The following is a 20,080-nucleotide window of genomic DNA, read 5'->3' as shown; positions in this document are numbered from 1 at the left end:
TCACATGCTGATTGAAACACTTAAATTAGCCTTCTTATTTCTTTTAGTATTTGTTGCCATGCGTATTTTGGGAAAAACACTATTATCTCAATGGACCGCGTATGACCTTGTGACAATATTTTTCCTAGCATACTCTGCATTAAGTGCAGTGGAAGTCCAAGGTTTTATTCATGCTTGCATCTGTATTTTTTTAATCATGTCTTTGTACTTGGTTTTATCAAAACTAAGTATGCACCGGATACTTAACCATTTCATTATTGGTCAACCGAGTATTTTAATAAGAAATGGCGAAATCATTCAAAAAAATTTACAAAAAACGAGGTTCTCACTCATTGAGCTTCTCTCAACTTTAAGAAGTTCAGGTTATCCAGATATTAAGGATCTTGAATACGCCATATTAGAGCCAAACGGGAAAATAAGTATCATTCCTAGAGAAAACATGCGACCATTAAAACCAAAAGATATGGACATAGATGTAACGTTTTCAGGTTTACCAATAACTGTTGTAAATGAAGGCAACATCAATCATCGTAATCTCCAATTAATTGAAAGAGATGAACAATGGTTGAAAAATAAATTGGCGGACTATGGTTATGACAACCTTCATCACATTTACTATGCCTACATAAAGGATAATGGTGAATTAACGATCTATCCTGACGTTTCATATATATAGAAGTATCTATAAATACTTCCGAACGAATGTACAATTTCATTTATTATAGTCCTACAAGTGGTATTTTTAAAAATAAACTGAATGCAAACAAAAAAACGCAGGAGGTTAAATGGTAACCACTGCGTTTTCTATCGGTACATCTAGTGACTTTAACGTTTCAAAAAGCTCATCTTCTGAGAACTTTTTCTTTGGAATAACTTCTAGCGAATTAGAATTTTTAAAAACTGCTATTCCTCTATAAAACCCTACATATTGCCTTATTTTTTCCTTTTCTGTAGGTGTTAAATTCCGTTTAAATTTCACTTCCATAACAGAACCTCCAATAATAATTTAACCCAAAATAACAATTTTAGACAGAATATATTTTACCAAGTACACATCCGTTACACCAGCTCTTTTTTTATAAATACTGAATAATTCCCATGAGTTGACCAACTTCTGTCACATGATACCAATTAAAGGCATCTTCATCAGAATAAAAGAAAACCTCTGTCTTCTTAGAAAAGAGTCAGAGGTTCTTTAAGTCTATCGTCTCATATTTAATCTAAAACACGTACTTCCACCGATCGTCGTCCAAATGCTATCGCATCAGAACGGTCTGCCATAAAGATGTCAATCTTTCGTCCATTAATCGCTCCTCCAGTGTCTGCAGCTAAAAAAGTGCCATAGCCTTTCACTTCTACTCGGGACCCGAGTGGAATCACACTTGGATCAACAGCGATCACTTGAGCATTCGGATTGGCATTTAAGTCAATCCCAGTTCTCGTCACTCCTGAACAACCTGTACAGGAAGCTGTATACGCTGTTGCTGAGAATGTCTGCCAGTTTCCACCTTCAGAGGATGAACCCGAAGAATTGTTTGAACTAGAAGAACTTCGGCTACTCAAGCTTTCCGAGCTCTTAGATGAACTACTGTCATTGGTGTTTGAACTATTCGTTTGATTTGATTGACTAGCTTTTTCTTCTGCCGCTTTCTTTTCAGCAGCTTTTTTCTCTGCCTGGCGAGCCTTGTCAGCTTCTTCCTCAGCTTGACGAGCTTCTTCTGCTTCTTTTTCTTCCGCTTGACGAGCCTTTTCTTCTGCCTTCGCCTGCGCTTCTATTTCTGCTTGCTTTTCTGCTTCGATTCGAGCTTCTTCTTGTCGACGAATTTCATCTTCGATTCGTTCGAGAATTTGTTCTTCTTGAGAAGCTAAATCTTTATCTTCATCCACTAATTGAGAAATGAGTGCTTCTTGCTCTGATTCATTATTTTCCACTTCGTCTCTTACTTCTTTCGTTTTATCATGTTGCTTTTTAATCTGTGCATGTAATTCCTCAAGCTCTTTCACTTGATGCTCAAGTTCGAGGAGAATTTCCTCATGTTTTCCTTGTGCGTTTTCTAACTCTTGTTGATTTAATTCAAGTTGTTCAATGAAGTCGTTATCTGCTTTAGCAATTTTAGATATTGTTACGATACGACTAATAAAGTCACCGAAGTTCTCTGCTCCTAAAATAACTTCAATGTAAGACGCATTTCCACTCCCATTTTTCTGATAAGAGCTCGCACGATCTTTTAATAATTCGAAGCGTTGTTCGATATCATTTTGAAGTCGCTCAATATTTGACTCTAACTCTTCAACTTCTGCTTCATTTTCATCAATCTCTACTTCCGTCTCGTCAATCGACTCCTCATTTTTCGCAATAGCGTCGTTGAGATCTTCAAGTTGTTCATTTAGTTCGTCTAGCTCCTGTACTAATGCAACTAGTTCAACCTCAGCATCTGAGAGGTTCGATTGAACAGCGTCACGCTCTTGCTCTATTTGTTCCCGTTCGTCCTCAAGCTCCTCTGTGGCAAAAACTCCACTAACAATAAAAAATGGAGACAAACATATGAGCATCATTACTATTATTAACTTTTTTAGCACACTTTCTTCCCCCTAAGAGTTATTAGTGTATCGTTCTTGGTGTCTAGTTTTAAACTCAAGTTATCATCTTATCATTCCATACTGTAACAGACAAACATAACAGTCTTGTAATAAAAATATTATGATTGTGTTTCAAAATAGGTCTATTCACCGATTTGTAACATATATTTGAAATTTAAAATGAGGGTATAACCAGTTCTTTTCTCATAATAGGTTGCTTAAATTGGCACAACACTCGAAAAAAAGCTTAGAAGTTAAATCTAAGCTTTTCTAAATAATGCATTGGTACTCAGTGAGTTATTTTTCCTCTATTTTGTAATATTGTTGAACAGACGGTAAAAGTGTAACCGCTTGAATCGCCACTCCTATTCCTATATATACGAGATGAACGACTTCTACAGCATTGATAAGAAACACTTGTACATTTATCCAGATAATTAGTGCAAAACCAATATAAAGAGAGAAACTCCACGCCCAATAATTATCTTTAAACAAATTGAAACGTTGCACTCGTTTCCTTTCTTTTGTTTTTAAAAGAGAGATAGCGATAATTAAAGGGATAATTCCTAATATGAAAAACAAAATAAGCCCTGGTACAAAAAAATTAGTAAACGGAGTTGACTCTAACAAACTGATTGGCATATTAATTATTTCTCCAGTATTATCAATGATGAACGCTCCGCCTCCAAAAACTGCCCCTACACCTAAAAACACATGCAAGAAAATGAGGACTTTACAGGAAAATGGTTTCTTATCTGTTTTATGCTTGACCATGATTACCTCACCTCTCTTCTCTATCTGAAACAAAAAATTTACCTTTCCAACTTGCTGTCCGAAGTTGGCCTTTTCAGTTGCTGCAAAAGTACATATGTTAGCTTTAATTATAGCGAAGAAAAGTTGTTCAAATTATGTCTTTCTCTTGAACAAATTCTTTGGCAAAGAAGGTATTCAAGAAAGAGTTTTTCATTTATTCGTCCAGTTTATCCCATTCATATTTTCAACTTTTTCAGGAAAAAATACTGTTAAAAGGAGGGTTTTCTATGAGTAAACGATCAAAATCGAAGAGAAATATGCAGGAAAGTAAAAATGCAGTTCAGCCCAATAATAGGAAGGAACGTACTACGATTTCGAAAGTTGCCCCTGAAGACGGTGGACCCAGAAGCAGAGCGAGGGATTAGATGAAGAAGAAAAATGATCATCCATTCGAAAACGCCAATGAAGGCAAAGAAAAATATTTTATTGATGTAGACCGAATGATAAATGAAGGCCTCGGTGGAGGTACGGTGAGTATGAGAGAGAATTCAGGCAAAATCGAAGCTGCACGAGAGTTGGAAAAAGAAGAACCACCTCATGAAGTGGCTAAAGAAAATGAAACAAGGCCCAGTTAGCTGATAGGGCACTCTCATTTAGTCTAATATATAGCTGATAACCCAACTGGATTATAAATCGCTCATATACCTTGAAAATAAAAAGTTACGGAAGATCTCCACTCGCTTTCCCACGGACGAGCATTGAGCTTCCTCGGGCTCATGCGCTGCCGGGTTCTCATTTGGCTCGTTCTTCCGCGGGAAAGAGCGTTTACCTTTACGAATAAGCTTCGATTTGCTTCGACACAGCTTCCAAAAAGAGGGAAACTTGCAGAGAAAGAAGCAGTCTCATGGGGACTTCCTCTTTCTTCGCATTATAAATTCGTTCAGTATAGCCTTTTTCACCCTTCAGGTGCCAAAAATAGTAAAATAATGGTTAACCTTTCCCTATACCATTTTTAAATAGGTGGACCGTTTCATGAACAAGGTTTGCATATACGTCTTCATCGACTTCATTATCCTCCTTTTCCTTTTCACGATTTCGATAATAGTCTCCAATGGAAATAGACATGGATGTTAGCATATGTGCATGATAAAGAACGTCAATGTTAGAATTAATTTCATTTCGATCAATGCCTTTTTGAATCAGTCCTGCAAGAAATTCGTTGCTTTTATGCACATTTTCTCCTAAGATTTTTTTTCTTACTTCATTACTATTTTTCATAAATTCATCACTGATTGTAGCAAGCTTCGGATTGTCTTTCAAAAACTCAAGTGCCCCCATATACATTTCTGTCAAAATATCAAAAAAAGGTAACTCGTGTATCTCTTCCTGGATATGCTTTAGATAAGCAAATTTCTTTTCTGTGATTATTTCTATTACATGGGAGAATAGATCATTTTTATTGATAAAATACTGATAAAAACTTCCCTTCGCAATTCCAGCTTGCTGAACAATTCTGCTAATACTTGCTTTTTCAAATCCATATTCGTAAAATTCATCGATGATCACGTCAATGATGAATTGCCTCTTTTCACTAGGTAGATTATAGAAAGTATCTTTTGGCATCTATGACTTCTCCTCCAATTCCAATCTTTTTAAGTGTTTCTGTATTTCATGAGGAGTCTCGTAGATTCTTCAAATACAACAAACAAGTAACAACGCAACATTAATATATGCTTACACCAAGTACGATAAGGATCACTCCTAAAACCGTCGTGACAATGTTTATTTTCACTATAATACTTCGATCCTCTGTCAATGCTTTTTTGGCAAACTGTCGAAACCGTTCATAATTAAAGATGACTTGGGATACCTTCACTAATGTTAATGTCACAACAATTGTTACAATCATTGACATAGGAACTTCTGATGTTAGCTGCATGTACCAAGTTATACTTACAATAATAAGCGAAATCATTCCCACAATCCAAACCCACGAAGGCCTTTTCTGCTTATAAACATGATCAAGTTCAAACCTCGCCCACTTCTCAGGCATAATATGAATGAGAAGCCTCCCCCCTATCAAGACGATTCCAAATAAAATACTAATTACTTGAAAATAATTCACCGTCCTCCACTCCCTTCGCAAGGTAATAAACATATGTGACTATATAGTCATATGACTATATAGTCATATTTTATTCTGAGGAATTATTTTTGTCAATATTAAAAAGTGGTCTGGAATAAATCTCATGAACGAAAACGACATTTGTTCACTAATTTGTCATTTTTTCAGTTTTTAGTCCCATCCCTTCACCCTTACTCATTTAAATTAACTTCATAACAGTATTTTCTTCTTAAACTGAAAGAAATTTGATGTTAGACCGACGTTTTATTGCAATAATAGCTTAATTTACACCTTATAATGCCAACGATCATTAATAAAGTCTCATAATTTCAACATCCTCTATCATTTGTTTGCAAATATCACCATATTTTAACAAGACATTGTATTGCGAAAATTCTGATAACGTGTTAGTATTTGATTATCTTACTACCCATTTCTTCCATGGAAAAGGAAGTTCTATGTCCAAATATGTAAGAAAAGATAAAAGCAATAAACAAATTTCATACATATGAAGTTTTATCTAAGGTTTCATACAAAGCCGAATGAATGAGAATACTAGGAGGACTATAATGACGGAGAATGACAAAACAAAAGAATGGAAAGATTTAAAAAAAGAAGCAGAAGAACAACAAATTCAGTGGCAAAAATCGGTGATTAGAGAAGAGTATCTTACAAACGAAGGGTCATAAGTTCACTACAGATAATTATATTGCCTGAAACAAAGACAGCCTGCAGCGGATCAATACGCTGCGGGCTGTCTTTTATCTAGTTTCATTACACGTTAACTGTTTCTGTAACTTTTGTTCTTTTTTTCATACTTCGTGAAGCAATGATATTGATATCTAACCCTAAGAAATTCTCGATAATCACATCTCCACACGTTACAGGTGCATGAATTTTAACATCATTAATTACTTTCATACATTCAAAGATACTCTCCTTTGGAATCGGTTTGGATGTTTTCACAGGAATTCGAGACAAGTGAGCTCCATCCACTTTCACCGTGGATGTCACCATCCTCGTAGGAGCTGTCATTTCTTCAATACCGTACTTTTCTCCCCGTTTGCACGTATTCCCTCGAACAATATAACTAACCGTTTCATTATCATCATTGATGACCTTTTCCACTTCTAAATGACAGCCTATTGGACAAGTAATACAAATTAATTCGGTTACACTCATTGGACAACCTCCTCTAATTCCAAAGATACAGAAAGGGTTCCAGCTTGGAGTTTTTCGATATCTCTCGTTTTTAAATGAACTGACTCCATTTCAGCAGGAACAAGGTGTCTCTTTTTAATTGATTTTATTTTCTCTTCGTTATTCTTGATAACAATCCTTACATTTTCATAGACACTGTCGACTCGAAACATGAGAGTAAGCTTATCGACAAGATTATCTGTTTGAACGTGATGTGGAACGATATACCGTACGCCATTTTCTGCTTTCGTTACCATTGGATCGTCGTTTTTCACAAGTTTATCTTGAATGTATAAAGCAGCGTGTTTGCCTGCTCTGCAACTTTCTTCTGTTACCCAGTCGACTAAATCATGCACATGAACAACATTTCCACAAGCAAATATTCCAGGTACGGATGTTTCCATCGATTCATTCACAACCGGACCACCTGTTAATGGGTTTATTTCCACACTTGCCTTTTTAGAAAGTTCATTTTCTGGAATTAGTCCAACGGATAATAATAACGTATCACATGTAATGACTTGTTCTGTCCCTTCAATCGGTCGATTTTGTTCATCCACTTTTGCAATAACCACTTCTTCAACTCGACTCTCTCCTCTTACTTCCGTTACCGTATGGCTTAAAAGCAAGGGGATATCGAAATCGTTCAGGCACTGAACGATATTTCTCGCTAATCCTCCTGAATACGGCATCAGCTCTACAACCGCATGAACATTTGCTCCTTCCAATGTCATCCGACGTGCCATCACTAGTCCTATATCTCCGGAACCAACTATAACCACATCTTTACCAACCATATACCCTTCCATATTGACAAATCTTTGTGCTGTTCCTGCAGTATAAACTCCTGCTGCGCGAGTTCCAGGAATATTAATCGCACCTCTTGTCCGCTCCAAACATCCCATCGCCAAAACAACTGCTTTCGCTTGAATTTGAAAAAATCCATCTACAGTATTTACTGCACTTACCAGTTTTTCTTCCGTAATATCTAACACCATTGTGTCTAATTTAAATGCAATCGATAGCTCGTGTAATTTCATAATGAATCTTTCCGCATATTCAGGACCAGTTAACTCTTCTTTAAATCGATGCAATCCAAATCCATTATGAATACATTGTTGCAAGATTCCGCCTAGCTCCCGATCTCTTTCTAATACTAAGATGGATTCCACTCCATTTTCCCTTGCCTCAATAGCAGCTGCTAATCCCGCTGGTCCTCCGCCAATAATTACTAAATCATAGTTCATTTTCTTTTTCCCTCCTCTAAATAGCTGATCACATCAGACGAATTCAACAGTTGTCGCTTTTGTTTCACCAGTTAAGATATACGAATCTTGTTTGTCTTTTACAATAGATAAAACATCCACATTCCTTTCTCTTGCTAATATTTCCATCACTCGAGGAGCACAAAAACCACCTTGGCATCGACCAGCACCTGCCCTAATTCTTCGCTTCACACCGTCAACCGTCGTTGCTCCAGCATGTCGATGAATCATATCAACAATCTCTGCCTCCGTGATGTTTTCACAACGACATATTACCCGCCCGTATCGATGATCTTTTCCAATTAACTCTGCTTTCATTTCGTTCGACGATTCCATAAACCTCGTCACAGGTCTTCGTGTAGGAACAAATGTCATGTTTGCTTGTAGATCAACGAGTTTATCCTTCAGCATTTCCATAACTTTTTCTGCAATCGCAGGCGCTGCTGTTAAACCAGGAGAATCAATCGCTGCTACGTTTATAAAATTAGCCGTTTCGGATTCTTCGATAATAAAATCGTTGTGAGCCACTTTCGCACGAAGTCCAGCAAAAGAAGTAATGACTTTATGAAAAGGAAAGTTCGGTACCACTTTCGCTCCTTTTTCACGAAGTTCTTGCAATCCATTTCTTGATGTCTTAAGATCATTCGGTTGTTTCGGTCCTTCAGATGTTGGTCCAATTAAGAAGTTTCCCTCTACCGTTGGCAACGATACAACACCCTTTCCTTTGCTAGAAGGAGCTTGAAAAACGATCGTATTTAAGAAATCTCCTGTTGATTTATCAAACAAGTTATATTCCCCAATAAATGGCAATATTTCAAACGTCGGTTTGTTTACGAAGTTATTGATTTTGTCTGCGTAAACGCCAGCGCAGTTAATAACAAAGTGACTCACCAATGTTTCTTTACCCGCAGTAATCTGAAAGCCTTCCGCTGTTTTATCGATATTTGTCACAGGGCTATTCAATAAAATGTTGACACCATTATCTGCTGCATTTTCTGCTAAAGCGATCGCTAATTCATAGGAACCAACAATTCCCGCCGACGGAGCATATAACGCTCCAATAACATCTTTTGAAAGATTAGGCTCTCGTTTTTCAACCTCCTCCTTTGATAAAATCTTCAAACCAGGTACACCGTTTATTTCTCCTTGCTTTTTCAATTTATCAAGAGTGGTCAGATCATCTTCATCAAAAGCTACGACGAAAGAACCTATTTTTTTAAAAGGGACGTCCAGATCTTTGCACATTTGTTCATACATTTCATTCCCTCTTACGTTCATTTTTGCTTTCTCGGTATTAGGTTTACAGTCAAATCCAGCATGAACAATAGCACTATTTGCTTTGGTTGTTCCATTCGATACATCATTCTCCTTATCAACTAAGACTGTTTTCAGATCGTATTTTGCTAATTCACGAGCAATCGCTGTTCCAACAACTCCAGCACCTATAATCGTTACATCATACATTTGCCAATCCCCTCTCTACGTTTTAGTACGCTCTTTTTCTCAGAGAATAAAAAAATCGCATGAAACAGGACTAAGGTCTGAAATCTCTTAGACTTGTTCATGCGATACTCATCATCTCTGCATTAAATATTAAGTTACTTAAAATATATCATGAAAAATAACTAAAAAATCAAAACCCTTGACGAATTCATAAAAGCGACACAATTTTCACATTCAAAATTGGGCTCGTTGAGTCACTTTTTTATAGGCGATCTATATACCCCTCAAACAATTCTCCACCATGTTGTTCTAATACGTTATCTATAAAAGTACATAAAGGCTCACTTTTTCCAGTCTTCATAAAATCCTGAAAAACGTCAAGATGCTGTTTTGCAAACTGCTCATCAAAATTTAATAAAGAGCGATACAACCACTTTCCATATCCAATCCAATGACCATTTGCTCTCAGTGTGAATTCGGCGACATAATCAAATAGCTTATAAGCTACAAATATTTTCTCTTCCACATTTATATTGCTTCTTAAATCATCTAGTAGGTCCGAGATCATATATTGCATGGATTCTTTATTGTCTTTTGTCCATTTTACTGGTCCTTTATATAAAGCATCCATCGCTTGACTTTTTATTTGTGAAGCTAATCCATTATCTTTTAAAACGATTCTCTCAGCACACATGCGAGGAATCGTTGGAATAGCCTCCAATCGACTTGCATCAAATGCAAAAGAAAGAGATGTGGGATGATTATAAACAAACGTCTCCATTTTCCAATCATGCCAAACGAAACATTGACGAAAATTGGATGATTGTGTTTGATCTAGAATCACTACATCCAAATCTGAATGGCTAGTTAATTCGTCTCTTGCAGCACTTCCAGCTAATAACGCAACATCACAATTCGGAAATTTTTCGTTTATAAAAGCAATTGCTGCTTGTTTACTTACTATTTTCACCACTTCTCCTCCTTCATTTAATCTTAGTCAACGTATGTATACTAATCACCTCCGAATTTTATGCTTTATATGTATCTAATTAACTTATGATCTATGTATATAAAGCAAAGGCAAGAATTGCCTTTGCTCGTCATTCATAAAGAGGTTTCAAATTTTATTCCCGTTGTATTTACCAAGTCACATAGGCTGTTCCTACGATGACTAATAAAATAAACAGGACGACGATCAATGCAAAGTTGTTAACAGGTTTATGAGCATACGACATGAAGAATCCTCCTTTCATAACTTTTTGCGAAAAGTTCTTCGCATAAATAACATATGTCGTTGAGTTCCAATTTGCGAACGGTACTTGTCACGGGTTAGAAATATCTTGTTTAGTTAGGACAAGATTATCGTGCATTATAAAAGGGGAGTGAATGCCAATTGAATAAACAACTTTGAAGTTGCCAAATTTAAAAAAATTCAACCACGATAACATATATTCCTATTAAGCATTTATTAAATAGGAATAATATTCAAATTATTCTGTTAAAAAAGAGTTATAATAAAGATAACAACACATTACGGAGGTGACGAACGTGGAAATGAAGCGAAAGTTGTATCAGTGGCGAGATGAAGGTTTCATTGATCAAGCATCCATTGAGCGAATATTGGCTTTTGAGAAACAGCAACCACAAAAGAAGAAAGTACCTCTGCTGTTAATGATCAGTCTTATTTTCTTGGCACTTGCTATTTTTAGCTTTATTGCAGCAAATTGGCAACTCATGCCTGACTTGTTGAAAGTTTCTCTCGTATTACTTCTCATGTGGATCTTTTATGGTCTTGGTTACGCTGCCGAACGAAAACAATTCGGTTGGCCAATCCTGTTTAGACTTATTGGCCTAGCTATGTTTGCAGCAAGCATCATTGTTACAGCTCAAACGTTCCACTTTTCCTTATCGAACTCCGTTTTACCTTGGGCGATGTTCCTTGCAGCCTTGGGGCACTATTTTTATTGGCGACACATGTCTTATACTTTGGTTGGCTTCTTTTTCGGATTACAAGTTTTAACATCTGCCCTTCCAGCGATTAGCTGGGTAGAGTGGGGATTGTTTATCGCTATAACACTTGCGTGGTTTTACTTCAGTAAAGAAGCTTTGCCAATTGTATTCAGTTGGCTTTTATTATTTGGTTCGGGGTTAATGTTATGGAGCTTAATTGATTACACTAGTGCATTATGGCCAATCTGGACATTATTCACGCTTGTTTTCCTTCTAATCCTTGCACCTCAAAAGGAACCAATCCTTCGTCCACTCTACTTAATTATTGGTGCGATACAGCTAATCGTCTATCTTGGGGTACGTGGAGAAGCCAATTTATCTTTTATCGATTTCAGCTGGTTAGAAGTGATTTTATTAGCCGTTGTTAGTATTGGGATATTCGGACTTTGTTTTATCAAGTTTCGTACGATATCATGGATCGCAATTCTTGGTACCGTCGGTCTGCTATTAGTTGACGACACAGCAATTGGTATCGCAATTGTTGCACAACTATCAGCACTTTCTTATTTAATTATGGCACAACGACAAGAAAGATCACTAACACTTGGTTTTGTCTATTTCATCATTGTGCAATTTGTGATCTATGTCATCTATGTGTGGGAACGATTGGACATGTCCTTATTTTTCTTAATCGGTGCCCTCCTGCTATTTATTCTTTCCGGTATTGGTTGGTGGATTAATCGCAAGAAAGAAGGTGCGATAACATGAAAAATTTTCTTTTTCCATTCGCTCAAACTCTTTTTGTTTCGATCCTTGTCCTTAGCTTTTATGCCATATCATGGTTTGGGGAATCGTATGTCCTCCGTGCGGAACCTTATGATCCATTCGATCCTTTTTACGGAGAATACGTCATGCTTCAATATCCCGACCTAACAGCAACGGACACCATTGAGCCAGGCACTATTTACTTTACAATAAAAGAAGGGCCTGACCGTTTTGCTGTCATCGACAAAATTGAAAATGAACCATTCTTCGGGGCTATTCGTGGGTACTCCTATGACAATCGAATTGTGACCGAACAGCTAGAGCAATTTTATGTGGAACAAGGTCTAGGTCCAGAACTAGAGGATGCTAGAGATCTCCAACTGACAGTTGATGTTGCACCTTGGGGTTCTATTCGACCTAAAGATTTAGAAATAAGAAACGAATAATTAATAAAACACGTGATCGTCAGCGCATAAGAGCACTGGCAATCACGTGTTAGTAAAGTCTCCTGAGATGACAAACCTACCTTATTTGTTCAAAAATACAGGTTCTCCTGTTTCAGCAGAAGTATAAATTGCTTCTAGTATTTCGGTAACTACTAATGCTTCTTCCGGTTTCACAACCGGCTCCTTGTCTTGTAAAATCGCTTCGATCCATAACCTAGCTTCTTTATCAGCATCGCTCTCTTCTGCTCCATCATAGAAAGCTACACCTTCGGCACCTAACTCTATTTTTTTCGTAAATAATTCACTATACTTCTCTCCATTAAGACGTAAACCATCTTTCATATCCGCTCCACCTTCTGTCCCGCTAAGGGAGCACTTTGCTTCATCTACATCCAAGGAGTTCAGCGCCCAACTCGCTTCTAACATGATCGTTGCTCCATCTTCCATTTTTATAAAACCCATCGCCGAATCTTCCACGTTAAACTTATTTGGGTCCCATGGTCCCCATGCGTTTGCAGCATTTTCTTTTTTTCCTAACTTATGAAAAGTAGACCCCATAATCACTTTTGGCTTGTAATTATTCATCATCCATAAGGTTAAATCTAAGGCATGAGTTCCTATATCGATAAGAGGACCTCCCCCTTGTTTTTCTTCATCTAAGAACACTCCCCATGTTGGGACAGCTCGTCTCCTTATCGCATGTGCTTTGGCATAATAGATTTCTCCAAGATCACCACTAGACGTAACTTTATGTAAATATTGGCTATCTGTACGGAACCGATTTTGGTAACCGATCGTCAATTTCTTTCCTGTGCGTTTTGCTGCTTCCACCATTTGACGACCTTCTTCAGCGGTTTTCGCCATTGGCTTTTCACACATGACATGTTTTCCAGCTTCTAAGGAAGCAATGGATATTTCACTGTGAGAGATGTTCGGTGTACACACATGAACGACATCAATCGAACGATCTTTCAATAAAGCTTTGTAGTCCTCAAATACTTTTGCAGATTCTGTTCCAAAAGACGAAGCTGCTTCTTTCGCTCGTTCCGGTATCGTATCGCAAAAAGCAACGATATTCACTGTTTCTAATTTTGTCAAGCTAGGCAAATGTTTTCCAAGTGCAATTCCACCACAACCGATAATACCTACGTTCAACTTCTTTTTCATAATTGATTCCTCCTGAAAAGTGGTTTAATAGATTGCTAAATTTAATATGGTAGTTAGTCAATATCTAATAAGAGTTGTTCAATAAGTACCATGATTTGTCGATTACTTTCAAGGTCAAACCCTCGACCAATAAAAGATAAACCATGATGAGAATTCGATGGAATATTTCCTTTTATTGGAGAAATGAACGGATTGCTAAATAGACTTAAGTATGCTTGATTTGAGTTTAAATAGTTGTCAAATCCGTGGTTCAATAATCTCATCGTATCGTCATACCCTATATCTGCTGAGTCGGCATTTAATGTTACAGCAATTAATTCTACACCATTTCGTTCCGCAGAAGTGACCAATGTGAATCCAGACTTGGATACGTACCCATTTTTAATCCCAGTTACCCCTTCAAAATTATCTATAAGACGATGATGATTATAGAGCGTTGTTTCCCATCCCTCACCATTCCATTCTAGTTCCCTTGTACCTACAATTTTTTTGAATAAGTCATTTTTCATCGCATATTGCGCGATTTTTGCCATATCATAAGCCGTTGTATAATGATTTTCATCGAATAATCCATGTGGATTCGTAAAATTTGAATTCCTAACCCCAATCTTTTTTACAAAATCATTCATTGTGCTAGAAAACATGCGTTCACTTCCTGCAAGATGTTCGGCAATCGCCGTTCCTGCATCATTACCAGAATTAATTAAAAGACCTTTTACTAGACGTTTTAACTCTACTTCTTCGTCTTCTAACAAATAAACTGTCGTTCCAATAACTTCGGTAGCTTTTTTACTAACGGAAACCGTTTCCGCTAAATCTCCTTGTTCGATCGCAATCAATCCAGTAATCATTTTCGTAATGCTTGCTGGATACATTTGCTTTGAAGCATTTTGATTAAATAAGATTTGACCTGTTGTTGCATCCATTAAAATTGCCGCTTCGCTATTCAAGCGAAGCCTGTCCTCCGGATGAGCGTGTCCTGTTGAAAAAGTAGAAAAAAAGATCACAAGAATAAGAAAAATACTAATGCTTCTGCTTTTCAAGATGTTAGACCACCTTTCAACTTGTTCATCTATTTTTGTTCTTTATGCGTTTCTCTTCATTATAAATGAATTCGTTTTCAAAAAACAGATTTTTTAAGAGTAGTTATCTTATCGGAGGGTTAGGGACATGAAACCGCATGGTCTTCCATTAGGAATGCCATGCGGTTCGTTTATATAAAATAAATCGTTTAGCACGATTGCTTTATGGAATTGGTTAACATGCGATAAAAGGCATTGTAGTAATTAGCAGCCACCTTGCTCATTTGTTAATCTTCTTTGAGATCTGGCATGAGTTCTACTTCTGTAAGAGGTTCTTGTCCTTGTCCTACAAGCACTTTGTTATCTTCCGACATGACTAACGTTCCTTCTGTACCGAAAATATCTAACTTCCATCCAGTCGCGTGTCGTGCTGCTGTGACTAAACCTACAGAAAAGGTTCCCCCATCGCTAAATGTACCTGTCGAAGGAAACAGAAAAGTAAAACCATTGTTAACCCTTTCTAAAGAGATGATTTATGGAAGTGATATAGTTACATTTATGCATGAACTTTCTGTCATAGCAATTAGTTAGGGAACATAAACATAGTTAAAATCAGCCAACCAAAAAGGAGGGACGTCGGCTTTGGTTATTCCCGAAATACTCATTCAAATTGCTTGGGTCTTTATCATAGCTAGGTGCGGCTATAAGGCGATAAATCTTATTAATGTTGGTAGCAAAGCTTGGTTTGACATTGGCTTTTATATTTCTGTTGTGATTGTTTCCTTTTCCTTTTTATTATAGAAGTACACCATTCAGATCTTTTATTTAAGTCTAGTATCGAAAACGAAGAGCCTAAGTTAAATATGACTCGTCATTCCCGTGAGTATAGAAAAACCTCTGAGACCAAGTGAGTTCACTAGGTTCAGAGGTTTTTGAAGATGATTGATGTTCGTAGGATCTTATTGACCTGCGTTTTACCAAAGGAGTATGTTCGTTTCTTATTCTACAAATGTAACGTCATATCCTTCGGCTTCAAGGAGCCCTGGAATGCTTGTATCACCTGCTAGGTGGAGGGCACCGACGACGACAAAGTAGCTTTCTCCGCTACCGCTTTCTAAGTAGTCGACGATTTGGTTGGCCATTTCTTCGTCTCTCATGTCCATCATTTCCGTTCCATGTTCGTCATCGTTATCACGAAGGTGTTCAAAGACGTCTACATCTCCTTTTTTCCAGAGGTTGAGCATTTGTTCCATTTCTTCTTCATAGATTTCGAGTCCATCAAGAGTAGCATGTAAGCCGTCAGTTTGTTCGTCGAGTGGTGCTGAACTGATTGTTTGTAATTGACTTTCTAGTGTTTCGAGACTAATAATTTCTAAATCTCTTTCATTAGCTTCATCGATGAAATATTGATCAATCCCTTCATCACCTGTTAAGTCTGTTTGTTCTCTTCCCCAGTCGTTTAATAACATGGAAACGAACCAAGGCTGAAATTGTTCAATATACTCAGCTGGAATCATGAATTCTGATAAATATCCGGAAATCTCTTCAAACGTGTCATCTTCAACATAATTTCTTAAAGTATCATCATTATGAAACGAGCCCATGTTCATCATGGTGGCACTTGCTTCCATTTCATTAATGTCGTCTATATCGATTTCAACGGACAAGCTTGATGATTCAGCAAAGGCCGATTCTACTTCGTCTCGGAGTGGGTAAAGGCTTTCGTCCCCGACATGGATCGAACCGAACAAATAAACGGTCTGATCATCATGCGTAACTTCATAAAACAATCCATTCGAAACACCGTCGTGTTCTGGAAAGGCCAATCGAGTTCTAGCATCGATTTCAACACCATCGTCTTCAAGTTTTGTCATGACTTCTTCGATAGCATTGTTCTGTTCGATATCTTCGGTGAAAAAAACGTCTCCTACATGGATTTCTTCTAAATGATCTAATGCTAGTAACGGTTCGAAATCTTCGATGGCGTTCTCACGAAAGTCAATCGTTTTCAACGAGTTGAGTGACTCGATGCCTTCGATATTCGTGATACCTGCATCAACTGCTTCTAAATGTTCGATGCTTTCTACCTCTTCTGCGGTTAATTCCCCCTCGGTTCCTGCTGTTTCCTGAACCGCATCTTCTAACCCATCATCAGAAAACGAGACTTCTCCGTCGTCTGATGGGGAACATGCAGCTAATAAAACAAGCGTTCCAATAAGGCCTTGCTTCATTCCTAAACTTTTTCTCACTTTTTCCATCCCCTTTTGTTCCTGTGTACATTTCCATCTTTTCATACGGTTTTGATGCGACAAAAGTTCCTGTTTTTTGAAAAAACATGTGGAAAAGTTGCTAATTATGCAATTATTCCCACTTAATGGTAAGTTATATATTTTACGTTGTAAAGTAAAAAAACGCGCACTGATGGTCAGATCAGCACACGATTTTCTTTTATCTATTCTGATGAATTGTATCGTGGTTTCTTCACCTTTTCCAATTACGCTGCTCTTCCTTAGTCGGACGATATAAGACCTCCAAACTATTTTACTTAGAGTATTTTATCTATAGAGATTTGAGACTCTATTAAACAAAAAAACTCTGATTCTTAGGAATATCCTAAGTTCCAGAGGCAAATGTGCATTATTAAACTATGCCTTCAGCTTTGATTAACAAACATACTTTAAAAACAACATCCTTCTTTATCCTTATTCCTGTTATTCGTTTTCTTTCGTTGCTTTATATTTCCTTCGCTGTTTCATTAAGGTCTTCCGCTGATTCTGCTACTCTTGTAGAGGCATCACCTATCTCTTGCATAACGGTTAATAATGACTTGAATTCTTTTTCAGCTTCATTAACGAATTTGGTTCCTTCAGTCATTGAGTCTATAATTTGTTGAAAAGAATCAGCAGTCGTTGATGTTTCTTCAGAACCGACTTCTATCAATTGATTAACTTCTTCAATGGCGTGATTGACTTTGGAAATATATGAAGATGATTTTTCAACTAATGACTCAATTGTTTCTACTGAATTTTTTGTCTGATCTGCTAACTTACGTACTTCATCAGCAACAACTGCAAAACCTTTCCCATACTCTCCAGCTCTAGCTGCTTCAATTGCCGAATTCAAGGCTAATAGATTCGTTTGATCTGCAATCCCTTTTACAATTCCGATAACCCTTTTTATTTCCTCAGAAGAATCGATTAACTTCACAGTTAGGTCATTCATCACATAAGATTTATCTTTTAAATTATCCATCCCACTAGCTAATTTATCCATGCTTGAGCTACTATCTAACGCAATATTTTTTGTCTGTTCTGCTTTTGTTGAGCTATTTATAATCGTATCACTAACGTCATTACTAGTATGAACTAATTGCTCAACAGATGCTGACGTTTCTTCTGAAAGGGCTGCTAGTTCTTCTGTAATGGACGTTATTTTATTTTTTAAATCTTGTTTAACTTTATCTTCACCCGCTTGCGTTTTTAATACATTCTCTTTTTCATAAGCATCTAAAACGAGCTGTTGTTCAAAATTTAACATTTTTGTTATGGCACCGAGTGCTATTTTTTGTTCGTTTGGGAGTTGAATATTTTCAACAACGATTTTTATCATGGAAAGAGTTAAGCTTTGAAAAGAAGCCATATACCATTTAGGAGTTAGTCCAATCATAAGGTGAACTTTAGCTACTATTTCTCTTTTTTGGTAAAACTCCTCATTTATTACACCATCAAATATTTCGATAATATGAGTGCGCAATGTTTTTTTCAAACGGTCTGTTGAACTATGTTTTTTGATAATTCTTTCTAAGTCAGGCACAGCTAACAACTTATCATAGAATTCATCCATTACCTGATCCAGATTCTCTTCTATCAATGGTTTCATCGATTGCAATACATGCAGATCTTCTTCTGCTATTTGTGTTAACATTAATTGTTGCTTAGCTTCTTTTGATGGCGGGTCTATGATAACCTTACCATTAAAAGATAAATCTGATTGGTTTCTTACTTTTTTAGTTTGGAAAATGCTTAACAGACTCAATACAATACCCCTTCCACTTTCACCTTTTTGTTTTAGTAAGATTATTATATTGGTAATTCCGACAATTATCAACAAAATATGATCTTTTATACCTATTTCATCATTACTAATGTGGTCACTTTGGTTCAAGACAATAACAATAAATTCTCTGAATTCCACACAAAAAACACCGAATCTATGTGAGACTCCGTGTTTTTGAATGGAATTCATTTTCTTTTTATGCTTACATTTGTTCAATCATACCGTTTTGTTTCGATACCATCGATGATTTCTTCCATCTCAATAGTGAAGTTCAATTGGAGAGGATCAGGTAGTGATTGTTGTATCCTTTTAACCTCTTCCATCTCTTCTAGTTCTTCCAATGTTTGAGGTGGATGATCTAGCTGTTGGAACCAGCGCTTAAACTCTTCACTAAATCGATAGAAGTTCGTTTCAAATCGCTCCGCCGCTTCCTCTCCTTCATCTCCTTCTGTTTTCTGCATTCGTTTCCAGTCTTCCAAAATTGTATTCAAAGCACTATTTACGTGATCCATCGTTTTCCTCCTTCATGGTTTAAAGGCGTTTCATGATCATACGTCTTGCTTCTATGCTTCCCTTTTTATATCAGTGAAAAGTCATGATAGTCGTTCACCTCTTGGATGATTGTCCCTTGGTGGAAATACATCCGCCACTCCCCTTCTATTTTTTTCCATATCGAACTCCGCAACGTATGTTGTTTTCTCGTTTCATCATTCACTTTATAAGTAACGAATGCAACGTCATTAGCTAACAAATTTACGTCAAGATCATATAGAGATAGTTTCCTATGGTTTTGTTTGTTAAGTCCTCCGTCTCCAATCTGATCATCTAACCGCCAAATACGTCCTGAACTTCCGAACTCGAAAAAATCTTTCGCTAACAGTTTTTTGATTTCTTGTGGATTTGAGCGAACTTCAGGTTCTAATAGTGTTTTTTCTAGTTGAAGTAAGTGATTCTTTACATCCTTTTCTTCTTCCAAAACCAATCACCTCGTTGCTTCTAAGTTTATTTTATACGCTATTTCTTAACAAAGATTCTACTCTAGACTGATACCTATATTCAAGAACCAGATTAACAAGCAATTTGATCATTGTCATTTATAAATAAAATATCATTTTATGCATAATTTCCATATTTTGTTGCACCCTAGTTCATAAAAGGGTGTGAGAGCAATGCTGTTCAGGCTATTTTATAGGTGTTTCTGCTATATTGATAAAAATGGTTTCCTTTTAAATAACTATTTGAAATGGAATTACCTCATCCATAAAAATTACTATTTTTCATCTTCCTTTCATTGTTTTGGTGCTCTTA

Annotated in this window: 22 protein-coding genes; 6 read left to right on the top strand and 16 right to left on the bottom strand. The window is 36.8% G+C overall.

The genetic code is table 11. The annotated features are described in order from the left end of the window. Positions 1 to 4 precede the first annotated feature (4 nt). Positions 5 to 676, top strand: a complete 672-nt coding sequence (locus tag QDN89_RS20530; protein WP_280772050.1) for a DUF421 domain-containing protein — start codon at positions 5 to 7, stop codon at positions 674 to 676. Between the two features lie 105 nt (positions 677 to 781). Here the strand turns inward: QDN89_RS20530 and QDN89_RS20525 are convergent, their stop codons facing one another. From QDN89_RS20525 to QDN89_RS20515, 3 genes are all read right to left on the bottom strand, one after another. Then, a complete protein-coding gene (locus QDN89_RS20525) occupies positions 782 to 985 on the bottom strand; it encodes a hypothetical protein (RefSeq protein ID WP_280772049.1) in 204 nt (67 codons plus the stop codon). Between the two features lie 230 nt (positions 986 to 1,215). Continuing rightward, positions 1,216 to 2,580 (bottom strand): PcsB-like coiled-coil domain-containing protein, encoded by a 1,365-nt coding sequence (locus tag QDN89_RS20520; protein ID WP_280772047.1) that lies wholly within the window; start codon positions 2,578 to 2,580, stop codon positions 1,216 to 1,218. Positions 2,581 to 2,877: 297 nt separating this feature from the next. After that, entirely contained in the window at positions 2,878 to 3,354 is a 477-nt protein-coding gene (locus QDN89_RS20515) for a hypothetical protein (RefSeq protein ID WP_280772046.1), read from the bottom strand. A gap of 404 nt (positions 3,355 to 3,758) precedes the next feature. Between QDN89_RS20515 and QDN89_RS20510 the strand changes: the two genes are divergently transcribed. Next, a complete protein-coding gene (locus QDN89_RS20510; RefSeq protein WP_280772045.1) occupies positions 3,759 to 3,968 on the top strand; it encodes a hypothetical protein in 210 nt (69 codons plus the stop codon). A 355-nt stretch (positions 3,969 to 4,323) separates the two neighbouring features. Here QDN89_RS20510 and QDN89_RS20505 read toward each other — a convergent pair whose 3' ends face one another. From QDN89_RS20505 to QDN89_RS20475, 7 genes are all read right to left on the bottom strand, one after another. Continuing rightward, positions 4,324 to 4,956 carry a TetR/AcrR family transcriptional regulator gene (locus QDN89_RS20505; RefSeq protein WP_280772044.1) on the bottom strand — a complete coding sequence of 211 codons (633 nt, stop codon included), beginning with the start codon at positions 4,954 to 4,956 and terminating at the stop codon, positions 4,324 to 4,326. Between the two features lie 100 nt (positions 4,957 to 5,056). Beyond that, positions 5,057 to 5,458 carry a hypothetical protein gene (locus QDN89_RS20500; RefSeq protein ID WP_280772043.1) on the bottom strand — a complete coding sequence of 134 codons (402 nt, stop codon included), beginning with the start codon at positions 5,456 to 5,458 and terminating at the stop codon, positions 5,057 to 5,059. Between the two features lie 774 nt (positions 5,459 to 6,232). Then, a complete protein-coding gene (locus QDN89_RS20495) occupies positions 6,233 to 6,640 on the bottom strand; it encodes a DUF1667 domain-containing protein (protein WP_280772042.1) in 408 nt (135 codons plus the stop codon). Further along, a complete protein-coding gene (locus QDN89_RS20490) occupies positions 6,637 to 7,905 on the bottom strand; it encodes an NAD(P)/FAD-dependent oxidoreductase (protein WP_280772041.1) in 1,269 nt (422 codons plus the stop codon). The genes QDN89_RS20495 and QDN89_RS20490 overlap by 4 nt, the downstream gene beginning before the upstream one ends. Before the next feature lie 33 nt (positions 7,906 to 7,938). Then, on the bottom strand, positions 7,939 to 9,387 hold the full coding sequence (locus tag QDN89_RS20485) for an NAD(P)/FAD-dependent oxidoreductase (RefSeq protein WP_280772040.1): 1,449 nt from the start codon (positions 9,385 to 9,387) through the stop codon (positions 7,939 to 7,941). A gap of 241 nt (positions 9,388 to 9,628) precedes the next feature. Beyond that, a complete protein-coding gene (locus QDN89_RS20480) occupies positions 9,629 to 10,336 on the bottom strand; it encodes a nucleotidyltransferase domain-containing protein (protein WP_280772039.1) in 708 nt (235 codons plus the stop codon). A 169-nt stretch (positions 10,337 to 10,505) separates the two neighbouring features. Next, positions 10,506 to 10,601, bottom strand: a complete 96-nt coding sequence (locus tag QDN89_RS20475) for a YjcZ family sporulation protein (RefSeq protein ID WP_280772038.1) — start codon at positions 10,599 to 10,601, stop codon at positions 10,506 to 10,508. 319 nt (positions 10,602 to 10,920) lie between these two features. Between QDN89_RS20475 and QDN89_RS20470 the strand changes: the two genes are divergently transcribed. Both QDN89_RS20470 and QDN89_RS20465 read left to right on the top strand, forming a co-directional pair. After that, positions 10,921 to 12,084, top strand: coding sequence for a DUF2157 domain-containing protein (locus QDN89_RS20470; protein WP_342394394.1), 1,164 nt, complete (start codon positions 10,921 to 10,923; stop codon positions 12,082 to 12,084). Further along, positions 12,081 to 12,527, top strand: a complete 447-nt coding sequence (locus tag QDN89_RS20465; RefSeq protein ID WP_280772036.1) for a GDYXXLXY domain-containing protein — start codon at positions 12,081 to 12,083, stop codon at positions 12,525 to 12,527. Before QDN89_RS20470 ends, QDN89_RS20465 begins: the two co-directional genes overlap by 4 nt. Before the next feature lie 81 nt (positions 12,528 to 12,608). Here QDN89_RS20465 and QDN89_RS20460 read toward each other — a convergent pair whose 3' ends face one another. Both QDN89_RS20460 and QDN89_RS20455 read right to left on the bottom strand, forming a co-directional pair. Further along, the gene (locus QDN89_RS20460; protein ID WP_280772035.1) at positions 12,609 to 13,694 is read right to left on the bottom strand and encodes a Gfo/Idh/MocA family protein; all 1,086 of its coding nucleotides are present in this window, start codon (positions 13,692 to 13,694) and stop codon (positions 12,609 to 12,611) included. Between the two features lie 53 nt (positions 13,695 to 13,747). After that, positions 13,748 to 14,737, bottom strand: a complete 990-nt coding sequence (locus tag QDN89_RS20455; RefSeq protein ID WP_280772034.1) for a D-alanyl-D-alanine carboxypeptidase family protein — start codon at positions 14,735 to 14,737, stop codon at positions 13,748 to 13,750. Positions 14,738 to 15,025: 288 nt separating this feature from the next. Between QDN89_RS20455 and QDN89_RS20450 the strand changes: the two genes are divergently transcribed. Then, positions 15,026 to 15,307, top strand: coding sequence for a hypothetical protein (locus tag QDN89_RS20450; RefSeq protein WP_280772033.1), 282 nt, complete (start codon positions 15,026 to 15,028; stop codon positions 15,305 to 15,307). 51 nt (positions 15,308 to 15,358) lie between these two features. Further along, positions 15,359 to 15,517 (top strand): hypothetical protein, encoded by a 159-nt coding sequence (locus QDN89_RS20445; RefSeq protein ID WP_280772032.1) that lies wholly within the window; start codon positions 15,359 to 15,361, stop codon positions 15,515 to 15,517. 197 nt (positions 15,518 to 15,714) lie between these two features. Here the strand turns inward: QDN89_RS20445 and QDN89_RS20440 are convergent, their stop codons facing one another. The 4 genes from QDN89_RS20440 to QDN89_RS20425 all read right to left on the bottom strand — a co-directional run bounded on the left by QDN89_RS20440 (position 15,715) and on the right by QDN89_RS20425 (position 19,748). Then, positions 15,715 to 16,965 carry a TraB/GumN family protein gene (locus tag QDN89_RS20440; protein ID WP_280772031.1) on the bottom strand — a complete coding sequence of 417 codons (1,251 nt, stop codon included), beginning with the start codon at positions 16,963 to 16,965 and terminating at the stop codon, positions 15,715 to 15,717. A 484-nt stretch (positions 16,966 to 17,449) separates the two neighbouring features. Next, positions 17,450 to 18,910, bottom strand: a complete 1,461-nt coding sequence (locus tag QDN89_RS20435; protein ID WP_280772030.1) for a protoglobin domain-containing protein — start codon at positions 18,908 to 18,910, stop codon at positions 17,450 to 17,452. Between the two features lie 74 nt (positions 18,911 to 18,984). Further along, entirely contained in the window at positions 18,985 to 19,284 is a 300-nt protein-coding gene (locus QDN89_RS20430; RefSeq protein WP_280772029.1) for a hypothetical protein, read from the bottom strand. Between the two features lie 65 nt (positions 19,285 to 19,349). Further along, on the bottom strand, positions 19,350 to 19,748 hold the full coding sequence (locus QDN89_RS20425; protein WP_280772028.1) for a nuclear transport factor 2 family protein: 399 nt from the start codon (positions 19,746 to 19,748) through the stop codon (positions 19,350 to 19,352). Positions 19,749 to 20,080 lie beyond the last annotated feature (332 nt).

The sequence above is a fragment of the Salipaludibacillus daqingensis genome, from assembly GCF_029891575.1.
Taxonomy (GTDB): Bacteria; Bacillota; Bacilli; order Bacillales; family Salisediminibacteriaceae; genus Salipaludibacillus; species Salipaludibacillus daqingensis.
This window is presented reverse-complemented; position numbering and strand designations above follow the sequence as displayed.

Excerpts from the sequence above, each read along its gene's own strand:
- QDN89_RS20530 (WP_280772050.1), top strand. The coding sequence starts at position 5 with ATGCTGATTGAAACACTTAAATTAGCCTTCTTATTTCTTTTAGTATTT.
- QDN89_RS20525 (WP_280772049.1), bottom strand. The coding sequence starts at position 985 with ATGGAAGTGAAATTTAAACGGAATTTAACACCTACAGAAAAGGAAAAA.
- QDN89_RS20515 (WP_280772046.1), bottom strand. The coding sequence starts at position 3,354 with ATGGTCAAGCATAAAACAGATAAGAAACCATTTTCCTGTAAAGTCCTC.
- QDN89_RS20510 (WP_280772045.1), top strand. The coding sequence starts at position 3,759 with ATGAAGAAGAAAAATGATCATCCATTCGAAAACGCCAATGAAGGCAAA.
- QDN89_RS20505 (WP_280772044.1), bottom strand. The coding sequence starts at position 4,956 with ATGCCAAAAGATACTTTCTATAATCTACCTAGTGAAAAGAGGCAATTC.
- QDN89_RS20495 (WP_280772042.1), bottom strand. The coding sequence starts at position 6,640 with ATGAGTGTAACCGAATTAATTTGTATTACTTGTCCAATAGGCTGTCAT.
- QDN89_RS20490 (WP_280772041.1), bottom strand. The coding sequence starts at position 7,905 with ATGAACTATGATTTAGTAATTATTGGCGGAGGACCAGCGGGATTAGCA.
- QDN89_RS20485 (WP_280772040.1), bottom strand. The coding sequence starts at position 9,387 with ATGTATGATGTAACGATTATAGGTGCTGGAGTTGTTGGAACAGCGATT.
- QDN89_RS20475 (WP_280772038.1), bottom strand. The coding sequence starts at position 10,601 with ATGTCGTATGCTCATAAACCTGTTAACAACTTTGCATTGATCGTCGTC.
- QDN89_RS20470 (WP_342394394.1), top strand. The coding sequence starts at position 10,921 with ATGAAGCGAAAGTTGTATCAGTGGCGAGATGAAGGTTTCATTGATCAA.
- QDN89_RS20465 (WP_280772036.1), top strand. The coding sequence starts at position 12,081 with ATGAAAAATTTTCTTTTTCCATTCGCTCAAACTCTTTTTGTTTCGATC.
- QDN89_RS20460 (WP_280772035.1), bottom strand. The coding sequence starts at position 13,694 with ATGAAAAAGAAGTTGAACGTAGGTATTATCGGTTGTGGTGGAATTGCA.
- QDN89_RS20450 (WP_280772033.1), top strand. The coding sequence starts at position 15,026 with ATGAGTTCTACTTCTGTAAGAGGTTCTTGTCCTTGTCCTACAAGCACT.
- QDN89_RS20430 (WP_280772029.1), bottom strand. The coding sequence starts at position 19,284 with ATGGATCACGTAAATAGTGCTTTGAATACAATTTTGGAAGACTGGAAA.